Source organism: Xenorhabdus sp. PB62.4, assembly GCF_014467285.1.
Lineage (GTDB): Bacteria > Pseudomonadota > Gammaproteobacteria > Enterobacterales > Enterobacteriaceae > Xenorhabdus.
In genome coordinates, this window is record NZ_NKHR01000003.1 from 284,413 (window position 1) to 306,076 (window position 21,664).

The window sequence follows — 21,664 nt, forward strand, 5'->3', positions numbered from 1 at the left end:
GGAATTCAAAGCAGACAAATTGTGTAGATGCAGTGAAAGGCACCGATTGTGCTGTCTTGCGCTTCACTTATTTGCAGCGTAGAATACCGCGTCTATATATGAGTTGCTGAATTAGAGATCGGCACTTGTCATTTTAAACTACATATTTGGAGTTATACTATGTCTCTAAGTACTGCTGCAAAAGCGCAGATTATTGCTGAATTTGGTCGTGGCGCTAACGACAGTGGTTCCAGCGAAGTTCAGATCGCACTGCTGACTGCTGACATCAACCAACTGCAAGGTCACTTTTCAGAGCACAAAAAAGATCACCACAGCCGTCGTGGTCTGCTGAAAAAGGTTGCACAGCGTCGTAAGCAACTGAACTACCTGAAGCGTAAAGATTTGGCACGCTATACCGCTCTGATTGAGCGTCTGGGACTGCGTCGCTAATCGATGAGTTTCGGTGGAAAGGGGCCTAATCGGGCCCCTTTTCTTCTAGGAAACGGAATTGAGAAACGTTATACCGTTTCTGAAATTTGAACCTCTTCCGCTACAGTGACTCGCGCGGCTAATGAGAGTCCTTAAGGGAGTAAGCACTGTCATTAGTCGTGAGGGTGTAGCAAGAAGAGAAAATCCATTGTTGCTGAATCTTAAAAGTCGGCAACACTAACAAAGGAAAATTATTTTGCTGAATCCGATTGTTCGTAAATTCCAGTATGGTCAGCACACTGTGACCATCGAAACCGGCATGATGGCTCGTCAGGCGACAGCAGCCGTTATGGTAAATATGGATGACACGGCGGTATTCGTTACCGTTGTTGGTCAGAAAAAAGTAAAAGCAGGCCAGGATTTCTTCCCCCTGACTGTTAACTATCAAGAGCGTACTTACGCAGCGGGTCGTATTCCGGGAAGTTTCTTCCGTCGTGAAGGTCGTCCGGGAGAAGGTGAAACCCTCGTAGCCCGTCTGATTGACCGTCCTTTACGCCCTCTGTTCCCGGAAGGTTTCCTGAACGAAGTTCAAATCATCGCAACAGTAGTTTCTGTTAACCCTCAGGTTAACCCTGATATCGTTGCCATGATCGGTGCATCTGCTGCACTGGCACTGTCTGGCATTCCATTCAATGGCCCAATCGGTGCTGCTCGCGTTGGTTACATCAACGATCAATACGTACTGAACCCAACCAGAGATGAGCTGAAAAACAGCCGTCTGGATCTGGTGGTTGCGGGTACTGAAGGTGCGGTATTGATGGTGGAATCCGAAGCGGATCTGCTGACTGAAGAACAAATGTTGGGTGCTGTTGTGTTTGGTCACGAGCAGCAACAGGTTGCTATTGAGAACATCAATGCACTGGTTGCTGAAGCAGGCAAAGAAAAATGGGATTGGGCTCCGGAGCCTATCAACCAGTCTCTGCATGACCGTGTTGCTGAACTGGCTGAAACCCGTCTGGGCGATGCTTACCGTATTATTGAGAAGCAGGAACGTTACGCTCAGGTTGATACCATCAAAGAAGAAGTTTCTGCGATCGTCTTGGCAGAATCAGCGGAAAAAGGCGTTGAGCTGGATGAAAGCGAAGTGCTTGATGTGCTGTCCGGTCTGGAGAAAAATGTTGTTCGTGGCCGTGTTCTGCGTGGTGAGCCTCGTATTGATGGCCGCGAAAAAGACATGGTTCGTGCTCTGGATGTTCGCACCGGTGTATTGCCACGTACTCATGGTTCATCTCTGTTCACCCGTGGTGAAACACAGGCGCTGGTTACCGCAACTCTGGGTACAGAGCGTGATGCGCAGGTTATCGATGAGCTGATGGGTGAGTATACAGACCGCTTCCTGTTCCACTATAACTTCCCTCCATACTCTGTGGGTGAAACTGGTATGGTTGGCTCACCAAAACGTCGTGAGATTGGTCACGGACGTCTGGCGAAACGTGGTGTATTGGCTGTCATGCCAAGCCCTGGCGAATTCCCGTATACAGTTCGCGTTGTGTCTGAAATTACTGAATCCAACGGTTCCTCTTCCATGGCTTCCGTTTGTGGTGCTTCACTGGCGCTGATGGATGCTGGCGTGCCAATTAAGGCAGCCGTTGCTGGTATCGCAATGGGGCTGGTGAAAGAAGGGGATAACTTTGTTGTTCTGTCTGACATTCTGGGTGACGAAGATCATCTGGGTGACATGGACTTTAAAGTTGCGGGTAGCCGTGATGGTGTCAGCGCATTGCAAATGGACATCAAAATTGAAGGCATCAACCGTGAAATCATGCAGGTTGCCCTGAATCAGGCCAAAGGCGCTCGTTTGCACATCCTTAACGTGATGGAGCAGGCAATCCAAAGCCCACGCAACGATATCTCTGAATTTGCACCACGTATTCATACCATCAAGATCAATCCGGACAAGATCAAAGACGTGATTGGTAAAGGTGGCTCTGTGATCCGTGCATTGACAGAAGAAACCGGCACCACCATTGAAATTGAAGATGATGGTACGGTGAAGATTGCGGCAACTGATGGTGATAAAGCGCGTCACGCTATTAGTCGTATAGAAGAAATCACTGCTGAAGTTGAAGTGGGTCGTATCTATACGGGTAAAGTAACCCGCATTGTTGATTTTGGCGCATTTGTTGCTATCGGCGGTGGTAAAGAAGGGCTGGTACACATTTCTCAAATCGCAGACAAACGTGTAGAGAAAGTCACTGATTATCTGCAATTAGGTCAGGAAGTACCGGTTAAAGTATTGGAAATTGATCGTCAGGGTCGTATCCGCCTGAGCATGAAAGAAGCTGTGGTTACTACCGATGAAGTGTCACAGGCACCGGAATCATCTGTAGAATAAATTTGACGTAAAGCGCGGCGTCCTGTAAAAAGGGCGCCGTTTATCCCTAATTTATTTTGAATTGCAGACAATAACGCTATAGTTCGAAGTTAAAGGGAAAAGTCAGTTTTGGGCAGGATGCCTGAAATATACAATGTGGGTGGAGTAACTGGGCATTCTGATTAATGTCTGACTTCGGGAGTGGGAAATGAATTCTTTTCTGCGCTGGTGGTATGTTGCGGCTATTTTTCTCCTTGTGGGATGTGGCAGCACTGGATGGCGTAAAAATGAAGTTATTGCTATTCCATTACAACCGACATTGCAACAAGAGGTTATTCTGGCTCGCATGGAGCAAATACTTGCGAGTCGGTCACTTACGGAAGATGAGTATGCACAGCTTTTATATGAAAGAGGTGTGCTGTATGATAGCCTCGGGCTGAGGGCACTGGCGCAGAATGATTTTTCAGTGGCTTTGTCTCTTCGTCCTGATATTCCTGAAATTTTTAATTATTTAGGAATTTATTTTACGCAGGCAGGTAATTTTGATTCTGCCTATGAAGCGTTTGATTCTGTTTTAGAGCTTGATCCAACTTACAACTACGCGCGAATGAATCGCGGCATTGCACTGTATTACGGTGGCCGTTATCGATTGGCGCAGGATGATCTGCAGGCGTTTTATCAAGACGATCCAAATGATCCCTTCCGTTCGTTGTGGTTGTACCTTGTGGAAGTGAAAATCGATCCTAAGGTTGCAATGACTAATTTGTCGCACCATTTTGACAAAGCGAACCGGGGGCTATGGGGCTGGAATATCGTTGAATTCTATTTAGGCAAAATCAATGAGAAAATATTGATGGAGCGCTTACAACAGAATTCAGCGGATAACACTTCGCTCGCTGAGCATCTCAGTGAAACTGACTTCTATTTAGGTAAACATTACCTAAGTCTGGGGGATGAGGATAGCGCAGCCGCGTTATTCAAGCTGACGGTAGCTAACAATGTTCATAACTTTGTTGAGCACCGCTACGCATTGTTGGAATTGGCGCTACTAGGCCAAAGACAAGATGATTTATCGGAATCGAACCAACAATAGCTGACGAACATTTTCACGACAGATTTTTAAGTCCACATCTTGCGAGGTGGGGGCTTGTTTGTTCGTTTAATAACATAATTTGAGCCAGTTCACATTTTAAATGAAAATGACAGAAATTCTTTTCACTGTGTTATGTAGACTGGCCGCCACGATTAATGAGGCACCATTACATGACCACTGAGACTGAAATCTCTTTTGCTGATTTAGGATTATCAGCACCTATTCTTTCTGCACTGGAAGACATGGGCTATGAGAAGCCTTCTCCTATTCAACAACAATGTATTCCACACCTGCTGAACGGTAGTGACGTGCTCGGCATGGCACAGACTGGTAGTGGTAAGACTGCGGCATTCAGCCTACCTTTACTGCATAACATTGATGCTGAACTTAAAGCTCCACAGATCCTTGTGTTAGCACCAACCCGTGAACTGGCGGTACAGGTTGCCGAAGCATGTTCAGATTTCTCCAAGCACATGCGTAATGTGAATGTTGTTGCACTTTACGGTGGACAGCGTTATGACGTCCAATTACGTGCTCTGCGTCAGGGGCCACAAGTTGTTGTGGGAACACCAGGCCGTCTGCTGGACCATCTGAAACGTGGAACATTGGATCTGTCCAACCTGAAAGGTCTGGTATTGGATGAAGCCGACGAAATGTTGCGTATGGGCTTTATCGAAGATGTTGAAAACATCATGAGCCAGATCCCTGCTGAACATCAAACAGCACTGTTCTCAGCAACCATGCCTGAAGCGATTCGCCGCATTACCCGTCGTTTCATGAATGATCCACAGGAAGTTCGCATTCAAAGCAGTGTTACGAACCGTCCTGACATCAGCCAGAGTTACTGGTCTGTGTACGGAATGCGTAAAAATGAAGCGCTGGTACGTTTCCTCGAAGCAGAAGATTTTGATGCTGCGATTATTTTCGTGCGTACCAAGAATGCAACGCTGGAAGTGGCAGAAACTCTGGAGCGTAACGGTTACAACTCAGCGGCACTGAATGGTGACATGAACCAGGCGTTGCGTGAGCAGACTCTTGAGCGCTTGAAAGATGGCCGTTTGGACATTCTGATTGCAACTGACGTTGCAGCTCGTGGTTTGGACGTTGAACGCATCAGTTTGGTTGTTAACTACGACATCCCAATGGATGCAGAATCTTATGTACACCGTATCGGTCGTACTGGCCGTGCAGGCCGTGCGGGTCGTGCCCTGTTGTTTGTTGAAAACCGTGAGCGCCGCCTGCTGCGTAACATTGAACGCACTATGAAACTGACGATCCCAGAAGTTGAACTGCCAAATGCAGAACTTCTGAGCCAGCGTCGTCTGGAGAAATTCGCGGCTAATGTTCAGCAGCAACTGGAAAGCAGCGATCTGGATCAATACCGTGCTCTGTTGTCTAAATTGGGTACTGGTGAAGAACTGGATATGGAAACACTGGCTGCGGCCCTGCTGAAAATGGCACAAGGCGAGCGCCCACTGATTCTGCCACCAGATCCGGTACGTCGTCCTCGCCGTGAATTCAACGATCGTGATGACCGTCGCCGTAACGGTAACGCTTTTGGTGACCGTGGTGACAGAGGTGACCGTGGTGACAGAGGTGATCGTCCTCGTCGTGAGCGTCGCGATGTGGGTGACATGGAACTGTATCGCATTGAAGTAGGCCGTGATGATGGTGTTGAAGTCCGCCACATTGTAGGTGCAATTGCGAACGAAGGTGATATCAGCAGCCGTTATATCGGTAATATCAAGCTGTTTGCGTCTCACTCTACGATTGAACTGCCAAAAGGAATGCCAGGGGAGCTGCTGTCTCACTTCACGCGTACCCGTATTCTGAACAAACCAATGAACATGCAGTTGATGGGTGATGCACAACCATTTGAGCGCCGTGAACGTCGTGGTGGTGGCCGCAATGGTGGTAATGGCGGCGGTAACGGTGGCAATGGCCCACGTCGTGAGCGTGATGGTTTTGGCAATAACGGTGGTCGTCGTTTTAACAACGAACGTCGGGGCGGTGGTGAGCGTGGCTCTTTCCGTGGCCGTAGTAACGACGATTTCAATGGCGGTGCTCCACGTCGTCGCCAACAAAGCAATAGCAACAGCACTAGCAACGTATAAGCAAATACGTTATCGCCTGATTTGATAAGTGGCTAGCTGTTGCATTGAAAATATCGCAATGATGTATTAAATAAGCCCCTTTCTCTTCACGGAGAAAGGGTTTTTTACGCTTACATCATATGAAATTTAGAGTGACGAAATTATGCCTCAAGCAGCGATTAATTTAACCCCAGTTCTTCTTTTAGCGGTTTCAGATAACGACGACTGACAGGAATACGTCCATCATTGCTCAGCACCAACTCCGCTTGTCCGTTTTCGCCAAAAACAATTTCCCGCAATTGGGCCATATTGACCAGATACTGGCGATGGCAGCGGGTCAGGGATGTACGGGTTTCCAGTGTGCGTAGCGTTAATTCAGTAAAACCTTCCTGACCATTGGCATTCATAACAGACACACCGCTCAGGCGGGAAGTGACATACAGAACATCATCCAGTGGCATCAGCCATATCCGGCTATATCCGGTACAAGGAATATATTTCAGTTGCTCATCTTCGCGTTGCAGATCCGCCAGATTTTGCTTTTGATAGCCAAAGCGCAGCCGTTGCAACGTTTTGCTCAGACGCTCTTTTTCCAGCGGTTTTAATAGATAATCGAACGCATGCTCTTCAAAGGCTTGCACCGCATATTCATCAAACGCAGTTAAAAAAACAATATAAGGACGATGATCAGGATCGAGCATTCCCACCATTTCCAGTCCGGTAATGCGGGGCATTTGAATATCGAGGAAAACCACATCCGGTTTCAGACGATGAATGGCACCGATCGCTTCTACTGCGTTGGCACACTCACCGATGATTTGAATATCCGTTTCCTCTTCTAACAGACAACGTAGATTCTCACGAGCCAGAGGTTCATCATCAACAATCAATATGTTCATATTTACGCCGCTTTTTTCGCCTCTTTTTCCAATGGTAAACATAAAATGACACGGGTAAATTCTTCGGGTTGGCAATCAACTTTCACGCCATACGGTTTACCATAACGGAGCTGTAGACGTTTATCTACCAGACTCATTCCAAGCCCGTCTCCCATTTGTTTTGGACAATAAAGTCCCGCATTATCTTCAATCTCCACCAATAGCAAATTGGCTTCCTGATGCGCTCTAATCGTAATTCTTCCTGTATCAAGTAACTGTGATGTGCCATGTTTAATGGCATTTTCTACCATCGGTTGTAGGGAAAATGCAGGGAGTTTTGCATTGCGCAGGGATTCCGGTATTTCTATGGCAATCTGAAGACGCTCACGGAAGCGCGCTTTCTCAATTTGTAAGTAAGCATTCACATGTTCTATTTCATTTTCCAGCGTGGCAATCTCTTCAGGCCGCTTTAAATTCTTGCGGAAGAATGTCGAAAGATACTGCACAAGCTGGCTGGCTTGTTGACTATCCCGACGGATAACTGCCTGTAGTGTATTTAGCGCATTGAATAAAAAGTGAGGATTCACTTGCGCGTGAAGCAGCTTCACTTCTGATTGCAGTAAAGATTGCTTATTCCGTTCATACTGCCCGGCAAGAATCTGGGCTGAAAGTAGACTGGCAATTCCCTCACCCAAAGTACGATTGATGGAGCTGAATAAACGGTTTTTGGCTTCGTAAAGTTTAATAGTACCGATCACCTTCTGATTTTCTCCCCGTAAAGGGATCACCAGCGTAGAGCCAAGTTTACAAATTGGACTAAGGGAACAACAATAGGGAGTTTCATTCCCATCGGCGTACACGACTTCATTATTTTCAATCGCGCGACGTGACTGTTCGGAAGCGATGGGTGTGCCGGGCAGGTGATGATCAGAACCGAGACCAATAAACGCCAGTAATTTTTCTCTGTCAGTGATAGCGACTGCGCCAATTTCCAATTCCTGATAGATGACTTTTGCTACACGCATACTGTTATCTTCATTGAATCCCTTACGCAAAATCCCTTCTGTACAGACAGCAATTTTCAGGGCCTGGGCAGAAAAGGCGCTGGTATATTTTTCAAAAATAGCGCGTCTGTCCAATAAGATGCGAATAAACATCGCTGCACCAATACTGTTGGCGATAATCATCGGGGCTGCTATATCCTTTACCAGATCCAATGCTTCATTGAACGGATTAGCAAGTAACAGAATAATCCCCATTTGGGCGCATTCAGCAAAGAAAGTGACAATGGCCGCTGTCCACGGATTCAGTAACTTATTAATCTGTCCCCGTTTCATCAGGTAAATATGGACAAGGCCACCGAGTACGCCTTCTACAATGGTGGATACCATGCAGCTAAATGCGGTCATTCCACCGAGAGAATAACGGTGTAAACCGCCAGTGAATCCGACCATTGCCCCTACGGTTGGCCCACCGAGAAAACCACCGAGTACAGCACCAATCGCGCGCGTGTTGGCAATCGAGTCATTCACATTCAACCCAAAATACGTTCCCATAATGCAAAAGATGGAAAAGATAACGTAGCACATCATCTTATGTGGCAAACGGACGGTAACTTGCAGTAGAGGAATAAACAGGGGGGTTTTACTCAGCAGCCAGGCGATCACCAGATAAATACACATCTGCTGGAGTAATAACAACACGAGGTTAAATTCGTACATATCTTTTCATTGCGTGATTAATAACGACTAATATATTTGATGCGCCATTATCAAAGTTTAAATTTGACGGCGTCAATAGGGCATTGACAGGATAATCTATTTATAGGAAAGGAATTGGTGTGGAAAGGATTATCCGCCCCGATTGGGGCGGATTGATAGCATTATTCCTTGCAGATAACGTAGTCGGTGACTGTTTCATTGATAACGTGCTCGAACCCTTTGTCGATATTCACGGCAAAATGGGCATTTTTACCTTTTTCGTCTATCCCCGGGCTTGAAGAGCGATAGGAGCGCTGTTGTGGCCAGCCGTATACATCGTGCATAGTATTGTCGGGATGGGCGAGGTACAGATCCCACAGCTCATTGACTGTTGGTAATGTGCCATGTGTTCTCCGACAGTACCGCGTAGCTCTTTTGTAGCCACGACGCGGCCAAGCTTCACCATTTTCAACATAGGCGCTCTCTCCTGCTATACCTAAGTCTTTTAATTCTACTTGTAATTTGGGTCGGTTAAAGACCTCGCCATTTTTACCTATCATGGTTTCGGCCATATGTCCCCAAAAATTAGCAACAGGAACATCCGGACTGGTCGGAACCGTAAAGATTATATCCTTAGTCTGTGGCGGCGCAGTACCATCCGCAGTGACAGAGAATGCCGTCTTCACACCAAGCCCGTTTGGATCGGTCAAGGTAATATTGAGCATACCGTTTTCATCAGTGAAATCCTGAGATTCAGTTGTGTTGCCATTGAATAATAGGGTGGGTTTTTCAGCGACATTCTGGCGATTCAGAGCCTTAATAGCGTTCATTCTGACGTCCACATTTCTAACCAGCTTCCCGTGATAGAGCGTTTTAATCTTTAATGTAATTGGCTCGTCTTTCTTTGCTTTATCAGCACTCGTTGTGATGATGACATCATCGGCAAGTCCTCTGACAGTTCCCCCTTTTCCTCCATCGTAGGTATGGTTGCCTTGTTCGGTACTCATGCTGGTATCAACAGTTTGGGTATTCCCGATAAGGCCAAGGGCGTTTTGTGCCCGTACCGCGATCGCTTTCACTGTCCCCGCATCTGCTTGTGTCAGTGTATAGTTAGGCAGCTTGCCGGACTCAGTAATCGTATGCCCTTTGCTGATATCAATATTGCCTTTATTCCCCCATACATAACGGGATTGATCTGTTGTATCGCCTTCATTGGCATAAAAGGTATAAGTTGCCCGCAAGGTTTGCCCCATCTCCAATTTGCCGACGATGGTTAAATTTTTGACAAGCGGTGTACTTGGATGTACGAACATGATTTCGGCAGGTTTGAGGGTAATCCCATTCACTTCTGGCGTAATTTTTAATACCCCGATTTTTTCACCCGCAGTAAGGTGGGACTTATAAACACCCGGCTGAGTCTCTTGCATTTTTTCGATCTGTGGATCGCGACCTTCTCCACTTAATCCGCTGGAGATTAATTTGATTTCGGAAGCAACACCTTTGACTGGCTTGCCATCTTTATCTTTCAGGGTCAGTGTCAGGAGAGTCGTGTCGCGATTATCCGCCAGTAGTTCTTTATCTTTTGCTGTAAAGGCAGAGCTATTGACATTGATTGCTGCTGGGAGTACCTGCACCTGCATTTCTACTCGTTTGGACGTATTGCCTTGTTCATCATAAGCAACGGCGCCTACCGTGTAGAGATTATTACCCTGTGATTGATATCTCGGCAGAGTCAACAGATAGTTTGTCCCGCCTTGATGTTGGATTTTACCGCCATTGACAAATAGGCTCGTGGCTTCCCATTGAATATCTTTAAATCCATACTTGCTGTTAACGCTGATATGGAGAGGTTTGGTTTCACTCTCATGACCGATAATCTGGTGTTCCATTGCCAGAGAGATCACTTCACGTTTGCGGTATTCCAGAACAATTTGATTATTGCGATCGACCAAATCATAGCGACCACCTTGCAGAGAATGCTTGAATGCTGCGGCATCTGGATTAATCTGTTCTGCCCACGGAGTGCCGATGACATAATTCAGTTCCATATTAAACTGTGTTTCTCCGTTACCGGACATCTCTTGTTTGCGCTCAATACCGAAAGTCAGCAACGGAACCGGAGTATAATTAATTCCGACCGTAAACATAGAAGGATTCTGGCTTCGGTGATCTTTATTGATTAAGCCGACTTCATTCCCGAAATACTGTTCATAGACTAACTTACCGCCGAGTTGTGGTAAGGCGGGAGCATAGCCTTGTACTCTCAGATCGAATCCATTAGCTGGTCGCTCATCATAGTCAGTCAGAAGAGGAGATGCTTTCCAGTTGCTTAAGCGGAAATAGCCGTTTGCGCCCAATTTCAGATAATCACGGGCGTATTCGGCACCGAGGCCAAATCGGGTGTTATCACCGGTGAAATCATGGTCAAGGAAAGCATTGTAGCCGAACATCCAGCCATCAAAAAAATGGCGTTCTCCTAACCCGATATTGAGGGTATTGCGTTTATCGATACGGCGGAAACCGAATTGGGTAAAATCCAGCAGGTTGTGGGTATCATGCAGCGGCAACAACATATCTAACTGGCTGCCATTCAGGCTGCCATGACTACCCACATTGGTTTGCAGACGAACTGTGCCGTAATGCGCTAACCAATTTTTAATTTGTTGATTAGCCTCACTCGTGACCAGATTGCCTAATTGGTTTATTGCCCCGCTCTTAATGTTGTTGTTGATTAACAGATGGCCAACCTGAGAGGCAGCCTCAGCCAGACGATGTGACTCTTCATCTGAAGCAGAAGTCTTGTTCAATGAAGATTGGTTTAATGGAGGTTGATTTAATGCAGATTGTTCTAACGAAGAATAGTTGAAAGGCAGAAATTTATTGGTTCGAGGTTTAGGGACATCAATTTCGCTGCCGGCACCAAGTGTCATAAAAGGTTGGCTGAAGGTGCGTAGTTGATTAATTTTTTTCAGGTCAGTGACGGTTAAACCGTAGCGCTTGGCGACGGTACTGACGGTTTCCCCTGATTTCAGGATATAAGCTTCTGTTGGTCGTGCTAATTTTTCATTTTGAAAAGTCGCTTGTGTTTTGGCACTAGCGATAGCGGGGGCAAATGTGCCAGCAACCGGAAACACAAATTGAGTGATAATGTTCACCCATGCTACACGTTTCAGCATATTTTGCTGATTCCGTAGCCACGGCTTATCGAATTTTTTGTTCATAACTGTAAACCTGTAAAAATAAAAAACATCAAGCGATAACCAGCAGTAAACCTATCCATTTCAGAATATTACGTTCTATTTACTACCAACCATGAACCGTGTATCCAGAAGGAAACCGTCAAATCATGACGAAATTGTGAGATGACAATACGGAATTGCCTGATCTGAGATATCACGAAATAGTTAACAAACTCTGTTGAATGGTTAATACGCAGACTATTGATCTGTAATTTTGTCTTTATAAGGTTTTTTATTCCAACATAAAATCAATTGTTGATCAATATAACTTTTGTGATTAATCGTTCTTAAAAAACAGGGAGTATAGAAAAAAGTAGGTTTGATGAGATCAGGCGTTATTTTGATAATTAAAAAGTGTTCTGTTTATTTACCTAATTAAAAACAAATAGTTATATTTTTGTTTTATATTTTATTGCTATTCTCAATTAGACCGAAATAAAGGCAGCATAAAAAATATAAGCTAATGTTCTTTGTTAAATTATTGTTATAATCTATTATTTATTTGGGATTCTCACTCCTATCATGCTTGGTTCGATTAATGTACAACTATGGCTGCATGACCGGGGGCAAAGTGAATTTTTGTTATTCATAGTCAACAAATATCGAGAAGTTTTTTTTAAGATCAAAATGCAAAATCGTACATAGGTCATATAATTAATAAAGTTAAAACCCTTTATTAGGTAGATCAAAAAGTGTTCGCAAGATCATTATTAACTGGTATTTATCAGGGGGAAATCTATTGCTGTAAGAATGATAGATATAATGACATTATTATTCTATTTAAAAAAAGTGAAATTGGAGTAGGGCTGGATTCGTTTTTATTGGAGATTGTTCTTATTGGAGGCAGTTATGAGAAAATACATCACACAAGACGAATGGAAGCGTGTTTTTGCTGTGCTAACCAATTCTGTAAATAAAGAACGCGATCAGTGTTTGCTGTACTTAACTTATATTCATGGCCTACGTGTGAGTGAGTTGACTGCATTAAAAGTCTCCGATATTGATATCGCAGGACAAACCATTTATATAAAGCGGTTGAAGAATGGTTTTTCGACAACACATCCTATGTCAGTAACAGAAAAAAAGCTTATCCTGAAATGGTTGCAAGTCAGGAATCATAATTCAGTATATCGAGCTTCTTCATGGCTATTTCCTTCACGTAAGGGAGGCAAATTATCACGTCAGTGGGTTTATGTATTGATGGGAAGGTACGGGGAACAAGCAGGGTTATCCATCAAGTTGCATCCACATAAGCTGCGGCATTCCTGTGGGTTTGAACTCGCCAACCAAGGGCTGGATACTCGGCTGATTCAGGACTATTTAGGTCATCGCAATATACGCCATACCATGCACTATACTGCCAGCAATCCAGAACGCTTTCAGAAAGCGTGGCAATGTCATCAAAAACTGAAAGTTGATGGTGGTAAGTATCTTAATTCTTAGTAATAAATTGAATTTGAAATGGTTTTTATGAGCAAACTTGTGCTTTTCCCGCAATAAATTTATCAAATTTTATCTGTAAATCCTGCATATTGCCTGAATAGGGTATTTCTATCTATTTTGAAAAATCAGACCGGAAAGATCACTGTGATCAGTCCGGTTTCTTGCCTGTTTTTTCGAAAAGACCATAATAATACAGGGAAAATAGCAGAGAGGATTCTTATAAAAAAGAATTTATTTTCTACTGTTAACTATTTAATTGATATTATTCTATATAGTGATAGTTATTGTTTTATAACGCGAGATTTAATAACTAACAAGAAATACTTATTTTTTATCTTGTCCTAATGTTAAATTAATGGCCTTTTTCGATAAAAAATACCTGATTGAAAATCACGACATGACAGTAATAGTATTATTCTGTTATGAAAAATTAATTTATAAAATTTAAGTTTAATGATTATAGAACCTTAATATGCCATTTTATGGCATAATCATAACTATCTATTGAAGATAGGTTTTAATTAACCTTGTTTCTGGCTAATATCTTTCCAAATAAAAAACGATAAAAACATTAATATATTTAATCAAAATTAATTTCAAATAATGCAGTAATGAGTTGTTATGGTAAGAAACCAGTGTTTCTGTAAACTGTTGTTCTCTCCTTCCCTATTCACTCAAATAATATAAATATTTCTTTACTAATTATTTGGTAATTCACTATTTTCAATTTACATGATGTTGTGGTAAGTAATTTGCACTAAAGTGAAATATAATTCTGTTTATTTCTGTTTTTATAGTGATATTATTTTAAATAATCTCTGTAATCTTATTTTTTAGATATTTATAACTAAAAAATGAGGGTGGTTTGTCGGGCGGAGGATAAAATTTAACCAGCGTTGAATGTTTAGATGAGCGTTTAAGGAATGGCTGAAAACTGTCATTGTGACAAGTCACAATGTATGAAGGCTCCTTTTTAATCAGTGGAGCCTTCGGAAAAGCTGGAATGATGCTTATACCGTATCATAAGATTTTATCTTGGTGGAGGTGTCCAAAATGTCTGAACACTTATTATTGCCTGTTGTACGGGTGGAGAAAATTGTGTAATTGCTTGTATGTTCCAGTTGCCATTTTTATATAAGTCAATTCTGTGTAACTCGCTCGTTTTCCCGCCTAAATAGAGTAACGTATCCTGATAAGTATAAGACAAGTGTAAATGTGGCCATTCGTTGGCGGGGTTGGTACACACGGGCTTTGGCGAAAAATACAGATCATTCGAATCAGAACCGCGATACCGCAGCCAGTTTCTTCCTCGTATCGCTTCTTGATTAATAAAAGCTGAAACTCTTGGTACACTGTACATAAAATCTCCGCTATATTCTGTGTTCTTGTGATAACCACAAGTAATGCTATTCTTCTGCATAAAAAGAAGCTATTCCGTGCCTCAATTCGCAAGATATGGATGTTTATTGTACTAAATGAAAGTATGATAATTATTACTTATTTCAAATTCAGATTGAGGCATTTTTAGCGTATAAGGAGAACCTCCGATGCCATTCGTGATATATATATTCTCGCTTTGTGCATTTGCGATAGGGTTTACAGAATTCATTACTATTGGACTGATATCTGTGATGTCAGTCGATCTTGGCGTAGATGTAACCAGCATTGGGTTAACTGTGACAGCTTATGCGTTAGGTGTTGTGATTGGGGCACCCATTTTAACGGCACTGGCATCTAATTGGTCACGAAAACGCTTACTTCTTACAGCAATGCTGGCATTTACTCTGGGAAATCTGATAGCAGCCGCATCAACAAATTTGGCTCCTCTTTTAGCGGCACGTTTATTATCTGGTCTGGCACATGGCGTTTTTTTTGCTGTGGCTTCTGGTGTTGCGACTCGCTTGGTTCCGTCTGAACGTGCTGGTACTGCTCTGGCTTGGGTATTCGGTGGTGTCACTATTGCCATGTCCTTAGGCGTTCCAGTGGGAACTTGGCTGGGCAGTATACTAAATTGGCATGTCATATTTTTAATTATCGCTGCTTGTGGATTGGTTGGAACGATCGGTATTGGATTCAAAATGTCAAAAGATGCCGGAGAGCAGGCTATGAAAGTCTCTGCTAGCTGGCGCCATCTTATTATCCTTTTTGATCGACGTTTACTGGCAGGGGCAAGCGTTCCAATGCTCTCCTATACCGCGTCATTTGCCCTGTACACATTTATTACCCCTATACTATTGACGATTACAGGAGTCAGTGTTGAAACCGCCAGTGGAGTATTGCTTGCTTACGGTATTGGCGCCGCTGTTGGTACAGTTTGGGGAGGGAGACTAACAGATCGACAAGGAATGGATATTGCCTCACTTATCTTTCTTGTTGGTATTGCAGTTGTATTGGCGGCCATGAGTTTCAGTCTTACCAATTCTGTACTGATGATTGGCTTAGTAGCTTTACTTGGATTGACAACTTATGGGGCAATTCCACCGTTGCAGTCAAGGATACTCATGTTGGCAGAGCGGCACACACCACATGCAATGGATATCGCTTCGGGCATGAATATCGCCGCTTTTAATGCCGGGGTTGTTATGGGGTCTGTGATTGGTGGGTCTACAGTACGAGAGTGGGGATTAGAAACATTAACATGGGTAGGTGCAGGAATGGGGATACTGGCTATCGTATCTCTCGTGTGGCAAAGGGTTATTCCATCTATGCGTGAGCAACGTTCAATCTCTAACTCACTATAATTATCCTGTCGCTCACTGTACTACAGGAGCGGCCTCAATTGAGGCGCAGAAAAACGCCTGTCCAGCCGGTCACGGTTGTAGTAAGCCAAGTAATGGAATGGATTGATTTGGCGCAGTTTCAGTGCAACTCCCACAAAGATAAACGCTAATTTACTGCCATGTATGGTTGGTGTGGCTATCGTATTATGGGTGAAATGCCCCGCATGTTCAAAAAATAGCTTGCCCAGAAATTTGTTCTGTAGACGTTTTGTGATAAGGGATTTATTATCGATTCTTGATGTACGATCGGGAAATACAGCAGGATTTTGGCAGAATAGCGCGTTACATTGCATGAGAAGGAGTCTGAGCTGTGTTAGGTAAAATCCACTTCCATTTGGTCAAATTACTGCATTTCCCATTGAAGGTTACCCCTTTTGTCTTACGGCGTCAGGTGCTGGAACAGTTTCTTGGCTGGCAATTTCGAGCAGCATTGGCTGAAAGGGGAGCTGGCGTTTTTAACTTCCCGTTGGTTGAAGGTGGAAATACGGGATCTCGGTTTACACTGTTTTTTCAGCGTCGTTTACGGATTGAAGGAAACACAGAATTGGGACTGCATGTAAAAAATTTAATGGATTCCATTGAATTGGAATCTATGCCATCCATTCTTCGCTTTGGTTTATTACGTCTGGCTGAATTTATCAAAGCGGGACAGAAAGAGGGCGTTGATCAGAACGATCACGCGTTATCGTCATGTTAATCAGGGTCGAAATTCCGGTCGATGCTATGGGGATTGATCGTTTATTACGTCAGTCTTTTGAGACATCGGCAGAAGCTGAGTTAGTGAGTCAATTAAGAGAAGATGGCTTGTTGACACTGGGCATTGTTGCGACTGACGATGAAGGTCATGTGATTGGCTATGTCGGTTTCACGCCTGTTGATATCAATGGGGCAGATCATCAATGGGTGGGTTTGGCATCATTGGCGGTGGAGGAGCAGTACCGTCATCATGGGCTCAGTGAAAAATTGGTGTACGAAGGGCTGGATAGCCTGAATGAGTTTGGATATAGCGCGGTTGTGGCACTGGGAGATCTTGAATATTACGGCCGTTTTGGTTTTAAACTTGCCAATGAATATCAATTATCTTGCGAATGGCCTGATTGCGAGGATTATTTCCTGATCTACACTTTGGCTGATATTTCACTGAGTGATTGCCATGGTCAGGTTACTTATCCTGTCCACTTTGAGAATCTATGGTCTCTGCCAAAATAAGGCTCTCTGATTGAGTAAAAAACTTCTCAGATAAGCCGTTTTCTATCAAATAAGTCGTTATACAGGGAGGCTGGTTCAGAATCAGCCTCTCTTTTTGCTGTTTATTCAGCTTCTTCACGCGATATTCAACTTTCAGCGCCATGCTGCGATCCCCGACCAAACCTTGATAAACCAATGTCAATGGTGCTTTCCCCCTGAGGGCTTTTGCGCCTTTTCCTGATGTGTGCTGCATAAAGCGGCGGGGTACATCTGTTGTGATCCCAGTATATAAGGTGCCATTTTGTGCTCTAATCAGGTAGAGATACCATTGAGATACTTTAATTTTCATTATTTAATTTTAATAATTCCGAAAGTTTAATTGCAGTGTGAAATTAATGTGTCATTAAGCTTTAGGCTGATTTTTTGAGTGCTTTTCTGATTTAACAAGATGAATTTATTAATAATATATTCCAACTGGCGTTTTTGAATAGCTATTTTTGTTCAAAATAATTGAAAAAATATAGCAATAATTGCTAATTATCATATTCGGAACAGGCGTATAACATGGTCTGCGTCACGAGGGATAAGCCCTATTGTATAAAGTGAGCAGAGGAGCAAAATATGAAAAATGTAAAAAATATCGTCGCTGGTTTGGCACTATGTGCGGTTTCATTTGGTTCGCTTGCAGCAACTGAAGTTCAAGTTGCTAAGGGAGATAAAATTGGTGTTGTCTCAGTTACTGGCGCCGCTACACTAGATAGCCTGACTGTAGAGTTGTCCAAAAAAGCTGACAAAGCTGGTGCGAAATATTTCCGTGTTGTTTCCGCAAATGGTCAGAATAAACTCAATGGCGTTGCTGAAATTTATAAATAATTTATAGTGTTCCATGCAGCCCACCTTGGTATATTGAGTCGAACATAGAACACGAAGCTGGATAAATTTCCAGTCGTGTTCTGTTCTGAACAGGCTAAAATAACAGTATGGAACAATATGAATTTAAATAAAGAAAATTTAATAATTAGTCAATATCTCGCCAAACAACATGTATTTACGCTTTGCACTTCTTCAATTCAAGATTTATGGTGTGCGAGCTGTTTCTATGTCTTCAATGCCGACAATATGGCATTTTGGTTTATGACTGAATCTGATACCCGGCACGGTCAAATCATGCTGCAAAATCCTGTCGTTGCAGGCACTGTTGCTGACCAACCCCGCAATATTGCTCACATTAAAGGCATCCAATTTCGTGGTGAAGTGATTTTGCTGACCGGTGAGGCTGAAACTGCGGCCAGAGCGCATTATTGCCGCCATTTTCCCATCGCCTTAACAGCTAAAACCCCGATTTGGCAACTTAACCTGAATGAAATCAAAATGGTGAATAACACGCTGGGTTTTGGCAAAAAATTGCACTGGCAACGTTAATGCTACCGTAACTATCATCGTCACGTAACTATCATCGTAACGTAACTATTATCGTAAATAGTGGATAACCTGATTACGGCTGCCCCGCCAAATTAATGTAGGATCATATAACTCTTGTTCAAATCTCCCATCAACCAACACGTGGATGCGGCTGATAATTTCTTGCTGAATCTCATTTAATTCATTGAGAACATAGCCTGTCCATAGCCAGATATCCTTATCTGGGCACGCTTCTCTTACACGCTTAACTAATTGTAAGATGGCAGGTAAATTATGGGGATGCAGGGGATCGCCACCGGATAATGATAAACCTTGTCGTTGAATACGATGATCTTTCAAATCAGCGATGATGTGGTTTTCCATTTCCAATGTAAAAGGCAGACCAGAATCAACCCGCCAGGTACTTTGGTTATAGCAGCCACGACATTGATGCAGACAACCTGATACAAACAGCGTGCAACGGGTTCCGGGGCCATTGACCACATCAACCGGATAATATTGATGATAATTCATGTTATTAACCCATTTGGCCATTACTAAGGTGTTTCACGCGGCGTTTCACTTCTTCCTGCTTTCCGGTATTGAATGGTCGTGCATCCGGGCTGCCAAGATAGCCGCAAACACGGCGAATGACAGAAACATGAGCCGGGTCATGATTGCCACATTGAGGACAAGTGAATCCTTTGCTGGTACAGGCAAATTCTCCCGTAAAACCACATTGGTAGCACTCATCAATGGGGGTATTGGTGCCATAGTAAGGAACACGTGAATAGCTATAATCCCAAACATCTTCCAATGCCTTCAAATTATGTTGCAGATTGGGATATTCGCCGTAGCAGATAAAACCACCATTCGTTAACGGTGGATAAGGTGCTTCAAAATCAAGCTTATCGTAGGGGTTAACCTTTTTTTCCACATCCAGATGGAAACTGTTGGTGTAATAACCTTTATCGGTGACACCGTGAATGATACCAAACTCGGCAGAATCCAAGCGGCAAAAACGGTCACATAAATTCTCGCTTGGTGTACTGTACAGACTGAACCCATAGCCGGTCTCCAATTTCCATTGATCAACCGCCTGACGTAAATGCTTAACAATGGAAATGGCTTTCTGTTGGCGCAGTTCATTATCAAAAAGGTGAACGTGATTACCATATAACGCATTTATCGTTTCATGAATGCCGATATACCCCAACGAGACAGAGGCGCGGCCATGTCTAAAAATCTCAGCAATATTTTCATCAGCTTTCAGACGAACGCCACAGGCACCTTCCATATAGAGGATTGGCGCAACCCGGGCCTTGGTATTTTCGAGGCGAGAGATACGAGTCATCAGGGCTTTTTTCGCGAGCAACAAACGCTGATCCAAAATCTGCCAGAAGCGGGCTTCATCGCCTTTAGCCTCCAGCACAATGCGGGGCAGATTCAGGCTGATTACCCCCAGATTATTGCGCCCTTCGTGGATTTGCTGACCATTTTCTTCATAAACACTGAGAAAACTGCGACAACCCATTGGCGTTTTAAATGAACCGGTCACTTTGACAACTTGATCATAATTAAGGATATCGGGGTACATCCGTTTGCTGGCGCATTCCAGCGCCAATAACTTGATGTCATAGTGGGGATCACCAAACCGGTGGTTCAATCCATCACGAATGGCAAAAACCAGTTTGGGGAAAACGGCGGTTTTGCGATTTTTTCCCAATCCAGCAATGCGGTTGCGCAAAATCGAAATTTGAATCAGGCGGGATTCTTTTGATGTTCCCAATCCGAACCCCAAGGTGACAAAGGGGGTTTGTCCATTGGCGGTATGCAGCGTATTGACTTCATATTCCAGAGATTGGAAAGCGTCATAACACTCTTTTTCAGTGCGGGCTTCTGCATAAGCAGCCTGATCGGCAATCTTCCACTCTTTAGCAATTGCCAGATGCTTGTCATAACTGGCCTTTACAAAAGGAGCGAGAACTTCATCAATGCGATTAATGGTCGTCCCACCATAAATATGGCTGGCAACTTGCGCGATGATCTGAGCCGTGACCGCAGTGGCGGTAGAAATGGATTTAGGTGGTTCAATTTCTGCATTGCCCATCTTAAAACCGTTGGTCAGCATGCCCTGTAAATCGATCAGCATACAGTTGAACATGGGGAAAAAGGGGGCGTAATCCAGATCATGGTAATGAATTTCTCCCTTTTCATGCGCAACAACCACATCAGGAGGCAGCATATATTGCTTAGCATACTGTCGGGCGACAATCCCGGCCAATAAATCGCGTTGAGTCGGGATCACTTTGCTGTCTTTATTGGCGTTTTCATTAAGCAGAGAAAAATCACTTTGCTCGATCAAACCACGGATTTCCTGATCTAATTGATCATGCCATTTATGGGAATTCACAATAAGGCTCCTCAATATGTTATCCACAGACGAAAATGACATGAATACTCGCTTTTTGTTGAGTGTGGATAATTTTGTGCATAAATACTATATGTAGTGAATTTTGTGTATTTAAACACAATATATAGATCATTTAAGCTAATATACAACCTACAAAGTTGATCTGAGACAAAGAAAGGGAGGGTTGTGATAGCAACCCTGATACTGGAGTGATCAGGGCTGAAAGAATGTCAAATTAACCGCGAACGGCGATTGCTTCGATTTCGATTTTCACATCTTTTGGCAGACGAGCAACTTCAACACATGAACGCGCAGGGAATGGCGCATTATGTTCAGCGAAGAATGCTTCGTAAGTTGCGTTTACGGCTGCAAAGTCATTCAGATCTTTGACAAACACGGTGGTTTTCACGATATCAGCTACTTTCAGGCCAGATTTTTCGATAATAGCTTTAACGTTTTCCAAAGATTGACGTGCTTGAGCAGTAACCTCTTCAGGGATATCGCCGGTTTTTGGATCAACAGGGATCTGACCGGAAGTGATAACCATGCTGCCCAGATCAACACCCTGAACATAAGGGCCGATTGCCGCTGGTGCATTTTCGGTATGAATAGAACGTGACATTAGAAACTCCTGTTTAACGTCTGAATAGGAAA

At 43.6% G+C, this 21,664-nt stretch carries 17 protein-coding genes and 1 pseudogene; 10 read left to right on the forward strand and 8 right to left on the reverse strand.

The window, feature by feature from the left end:
* Window positions 1-159: 159 nt before the first annotated feature.
* From rpsO to Xenpb_RS04555, 4 genes are all read left to right on the forward strand, one after another.
* Window positions 160-429: a 30S ribosomal protein S15 gene (gene rpsO / locus Xenpb_RS04540; protein ID WP_187653264.1), complete on the forward strand. Its 270-nt coding sequence runs from the start codon at window positions 160-162 to the stop codon at window positions 427-429.
* A gap of 235 nt (window positions 430-664) precedes the next feature.
* Window positions 665-2,803: a polyribonucleotide nucleotidyltransferase gene (gene pnp, locus Xenpb_RS04545; protein WP_187653265.1), complete on the forward strand. Its 2,139-nt coding sequence runs from the start codon at window positions 665-667 to the stop codon at window positions 2,801-2,803.
* 187 nt (window positions 2,804-2,990) lie between these two features.
* Complete coding sequence (nlpI, locus tag Xenpb_RS04550) at window positions 2,991-3,875, forward strand: lipoprotein NlpI (protein ID WP_099112653.1); 885 nt, start codon at window positions 2,991-2,993, stop codon at window positions 3,873-3,875.
* A 170-nt stretch (window positions 3,876-4,045) separates the two neighbouring features.
* Window positions 4,046-5,989 (forward strand): DEAD/DEAH family ATP-dependent RNA helicase, encoded by a 1,944-nt coding sequence (locus tag Xenpb_RS04555; protein WP_187653266.1) that lies wholly within the window; start codon window positions 4,046-4,048, stop codon window positions 5,987-5,989.
* Between the two features lie 158 nt (window positions 5,990-6,147).
* Here Xenpb_RS04555 and btsR read toward each other — a convergent pair whose 3' ends face one another.
* From btsR to Xenpb_RS04570, 3 genes are all read right to left on the reverse strand, one after another.
* Entirely contained in the window at window positions 6,148-6,867 is a 720-nt protein-coding gene (gene btsR, locus Xenpb_RS04560) for a two-component system response regulator BtsR (protein ID WP_187653267.1), read from the reverse strand.
* 2 nt (window positions 6,868-6,869) lie between these two features.
* Window positions 6,870-8,567, reverse strand: coding sequence for a sensor histidine kinase (locus Xenpb_RS04565; protein ID WP_187653268.1), 1,698 nt, complete (start codon window positions 8,565-8,567; stop codon window positions 6,870-6,872).
* 161 nt (window positions 8,568-8,728) lie between these two features.
* Window positions 8,729-11,767, reverse strand: a complete 3,039-nt coding sequence (locus Xenpb_RS04570) for an inverse autotransporter beta domain-containing protein (RefSeq protein WP_187653269.1) — start codon at window positions 11,765-11,767, stop codon at window positions 8,729-8,731.
* 867 nt (window positions 11,768-12,634) lie between these two features.
* On the opposite strand from Xenpb_RS04570, the gene Xenpb_RS04575 reads away from it, so the two are divergent.
* Together Xenpb_RS04575 and Xenpb_RS04580 are read left to right on the forward strand one after the other, a co-directional pair.
* Window positions 12,635-13,228, forward strand: a complete 594-nt coding sequence (locus Xenpb_RS04575) for a tyrosine-type recombinase/integrase (RefSeq protein WP_187653270.1) — start codon at window positions 12,635-12,637, stop codon at window positions 13,226-13,228.
* 1,547 nt (window positions 13,229-14,775) lie between these two features.
* Entirely contained in the window at window positions 14,776-15,969 is a 1,194-nt protein-coding gene (locus Xenpb_RS04580; protein ID WP_187653271.1) for an MFS transporter, read from the forward strand.
* Window positions 15,970-15,989: 20 nt separating this feature from the next.
* On the opposite strand, the gene Xenpb_RS04585 is transcribed toward Xenpb_RS04580, so the two are convergent.
* On the reverse strand, window positions 15,990-16,301 hold the full coding sequence (locus Xenpb_RS04585; RefSeq protein ID WP_187653272.1) for a hypothetical protein: 312 nt from the start codon (window positions 16,299-16,301) through the stop codon (window positions 15,990-15,992).
* A gap of 17 nt (window positions 16,302-16,318) precedes the next feature.
* On the opposite strand from Xenpb_RS04585, the pseudogene Xenpb_RS04590 reads away from it, so the two are divergent.
* Window positions 16,319-16,705, forward strand: a pseudogene (locus Xenpb_RS04590) (SCP2 domain-containing protein).
* Window positions 16,699-17,217 carry a GNAT family N-acetyltransferase gene (locus tag Xenpb_RS04595; RefSeq protein WP_187653273.1) on the forward strand — a complete coding sequence of 173 codons (519 nt, stop codon included), beginning with the start codon at window positions 16,699-16,701 and terminating at the stop codon, window positions 17,215-17,217. The pseudogene Xenpb_RS04590 and the gene Xenpb_RS04595 overlap by 7 nt, the downstream one beginning before the upstream one ends.
* Here Xenpb_RS04595 and Xenpb_RS04600 read toward each other — a convergent pair.
* A complete protein-coding gene (locus Xenpb_RS04600) occupies window positions 17,171-17,545 on the reverse strand; it encodes a GIY-YIG nuclease family protein (RefSeq protein ID WP_187653274.1) in 375 nt (124 codons plus the stop codon). The two genes, Xenpb_RS04595 and Xenpb_RS04600, sit on opposite strands and share 47 nt — an antisense overlap.
* Window positions 17,546-17,817: 272 nt before the next feature.
* Between Xenpb_RS04600 and Xenpb_RS04605 the strand changes: the two genes are divergently transcribed.
* Together Xenpb_RS04605 and Xenpb_RS04610 are read left to right on the forward strand one after the other, a co-directional pair.
* Window positions 17,818-18,069, forward strand: coding sequence for a YdgH/BhsA/McbA-like domain containing protein (locus tag Xenpb_RS04605; protein ID WP_187653275.1), 252 nt, complete (start codon window positions 17,818-17,820; stop codon window positions 18,067-18,069).
* 117 nt (window positions 18,070-18,186) lie between these two features.
* Window positions 18,187-18,618 (forward strand): YhbP family protein, encoded by a 432-nt coding sequence (locus Xenpb_RS04610; protein ID WP_187653276.1) that lies wholly within the window; start codon window positions 18,187-18,189, stop codon window positions 18,616-18,618.
* Window positions 18,619-18,666: 48 nt separating this feature from the next.
* Here Xenpb_RS04610 and nrdG read toward each other — a convergent pair whose 3' ends face one another.
* From nrdG to ridA, 3 genes are all read right to left on the reverse strand, one after another.
* Complete coding sequence (gene nrdG / locus Xenpb_RS04615) at window positions 18,667-19,131, reverse strand: anaerobic ribonucleoside-triphosphate reductase-activating protein (protein ID WP_187653277.1); 465 nt, start codon at window positions 19,129-19,131, stop codon at window positions 18,667-18,669.
* 4 nt (window positions 19,132-19,135) lie between these two features.
* Window positions 19,136-21,052 carry an anaerobic ribonucleoside-triphosphate reductase gene (nrdD, locus tag Xenpb_RS04620; RefSeq protein WP_187653278.1) on the reverse strand — a complete coding sequence of 639 codons (1,917 nt, stop codon included), beginning with the start codon at window positions 21,050-21,052 and terminating at the stop codon, window positions 19,136-19,138.
* Window positions 21,053-21,245: 193 nt separating this feature from the next.
* Window positions 21,246-21,632 carry a 2-iminobutanoate/2-iminopropanoate deaminase gene (ridA, locus tag Xenpb_RS04625; RefSeq protein ID WP_099112643.1) on the reverse strand — a complete coding sequence of 129 codons (387 nt, stop codon included), beginning with the start codon at window positions 21,630-21,632 and terminating at the stop codon, window positions 21,246-21,248.
* Window positions 21,633-21,664: the final 32 nt, after the last annotated feature.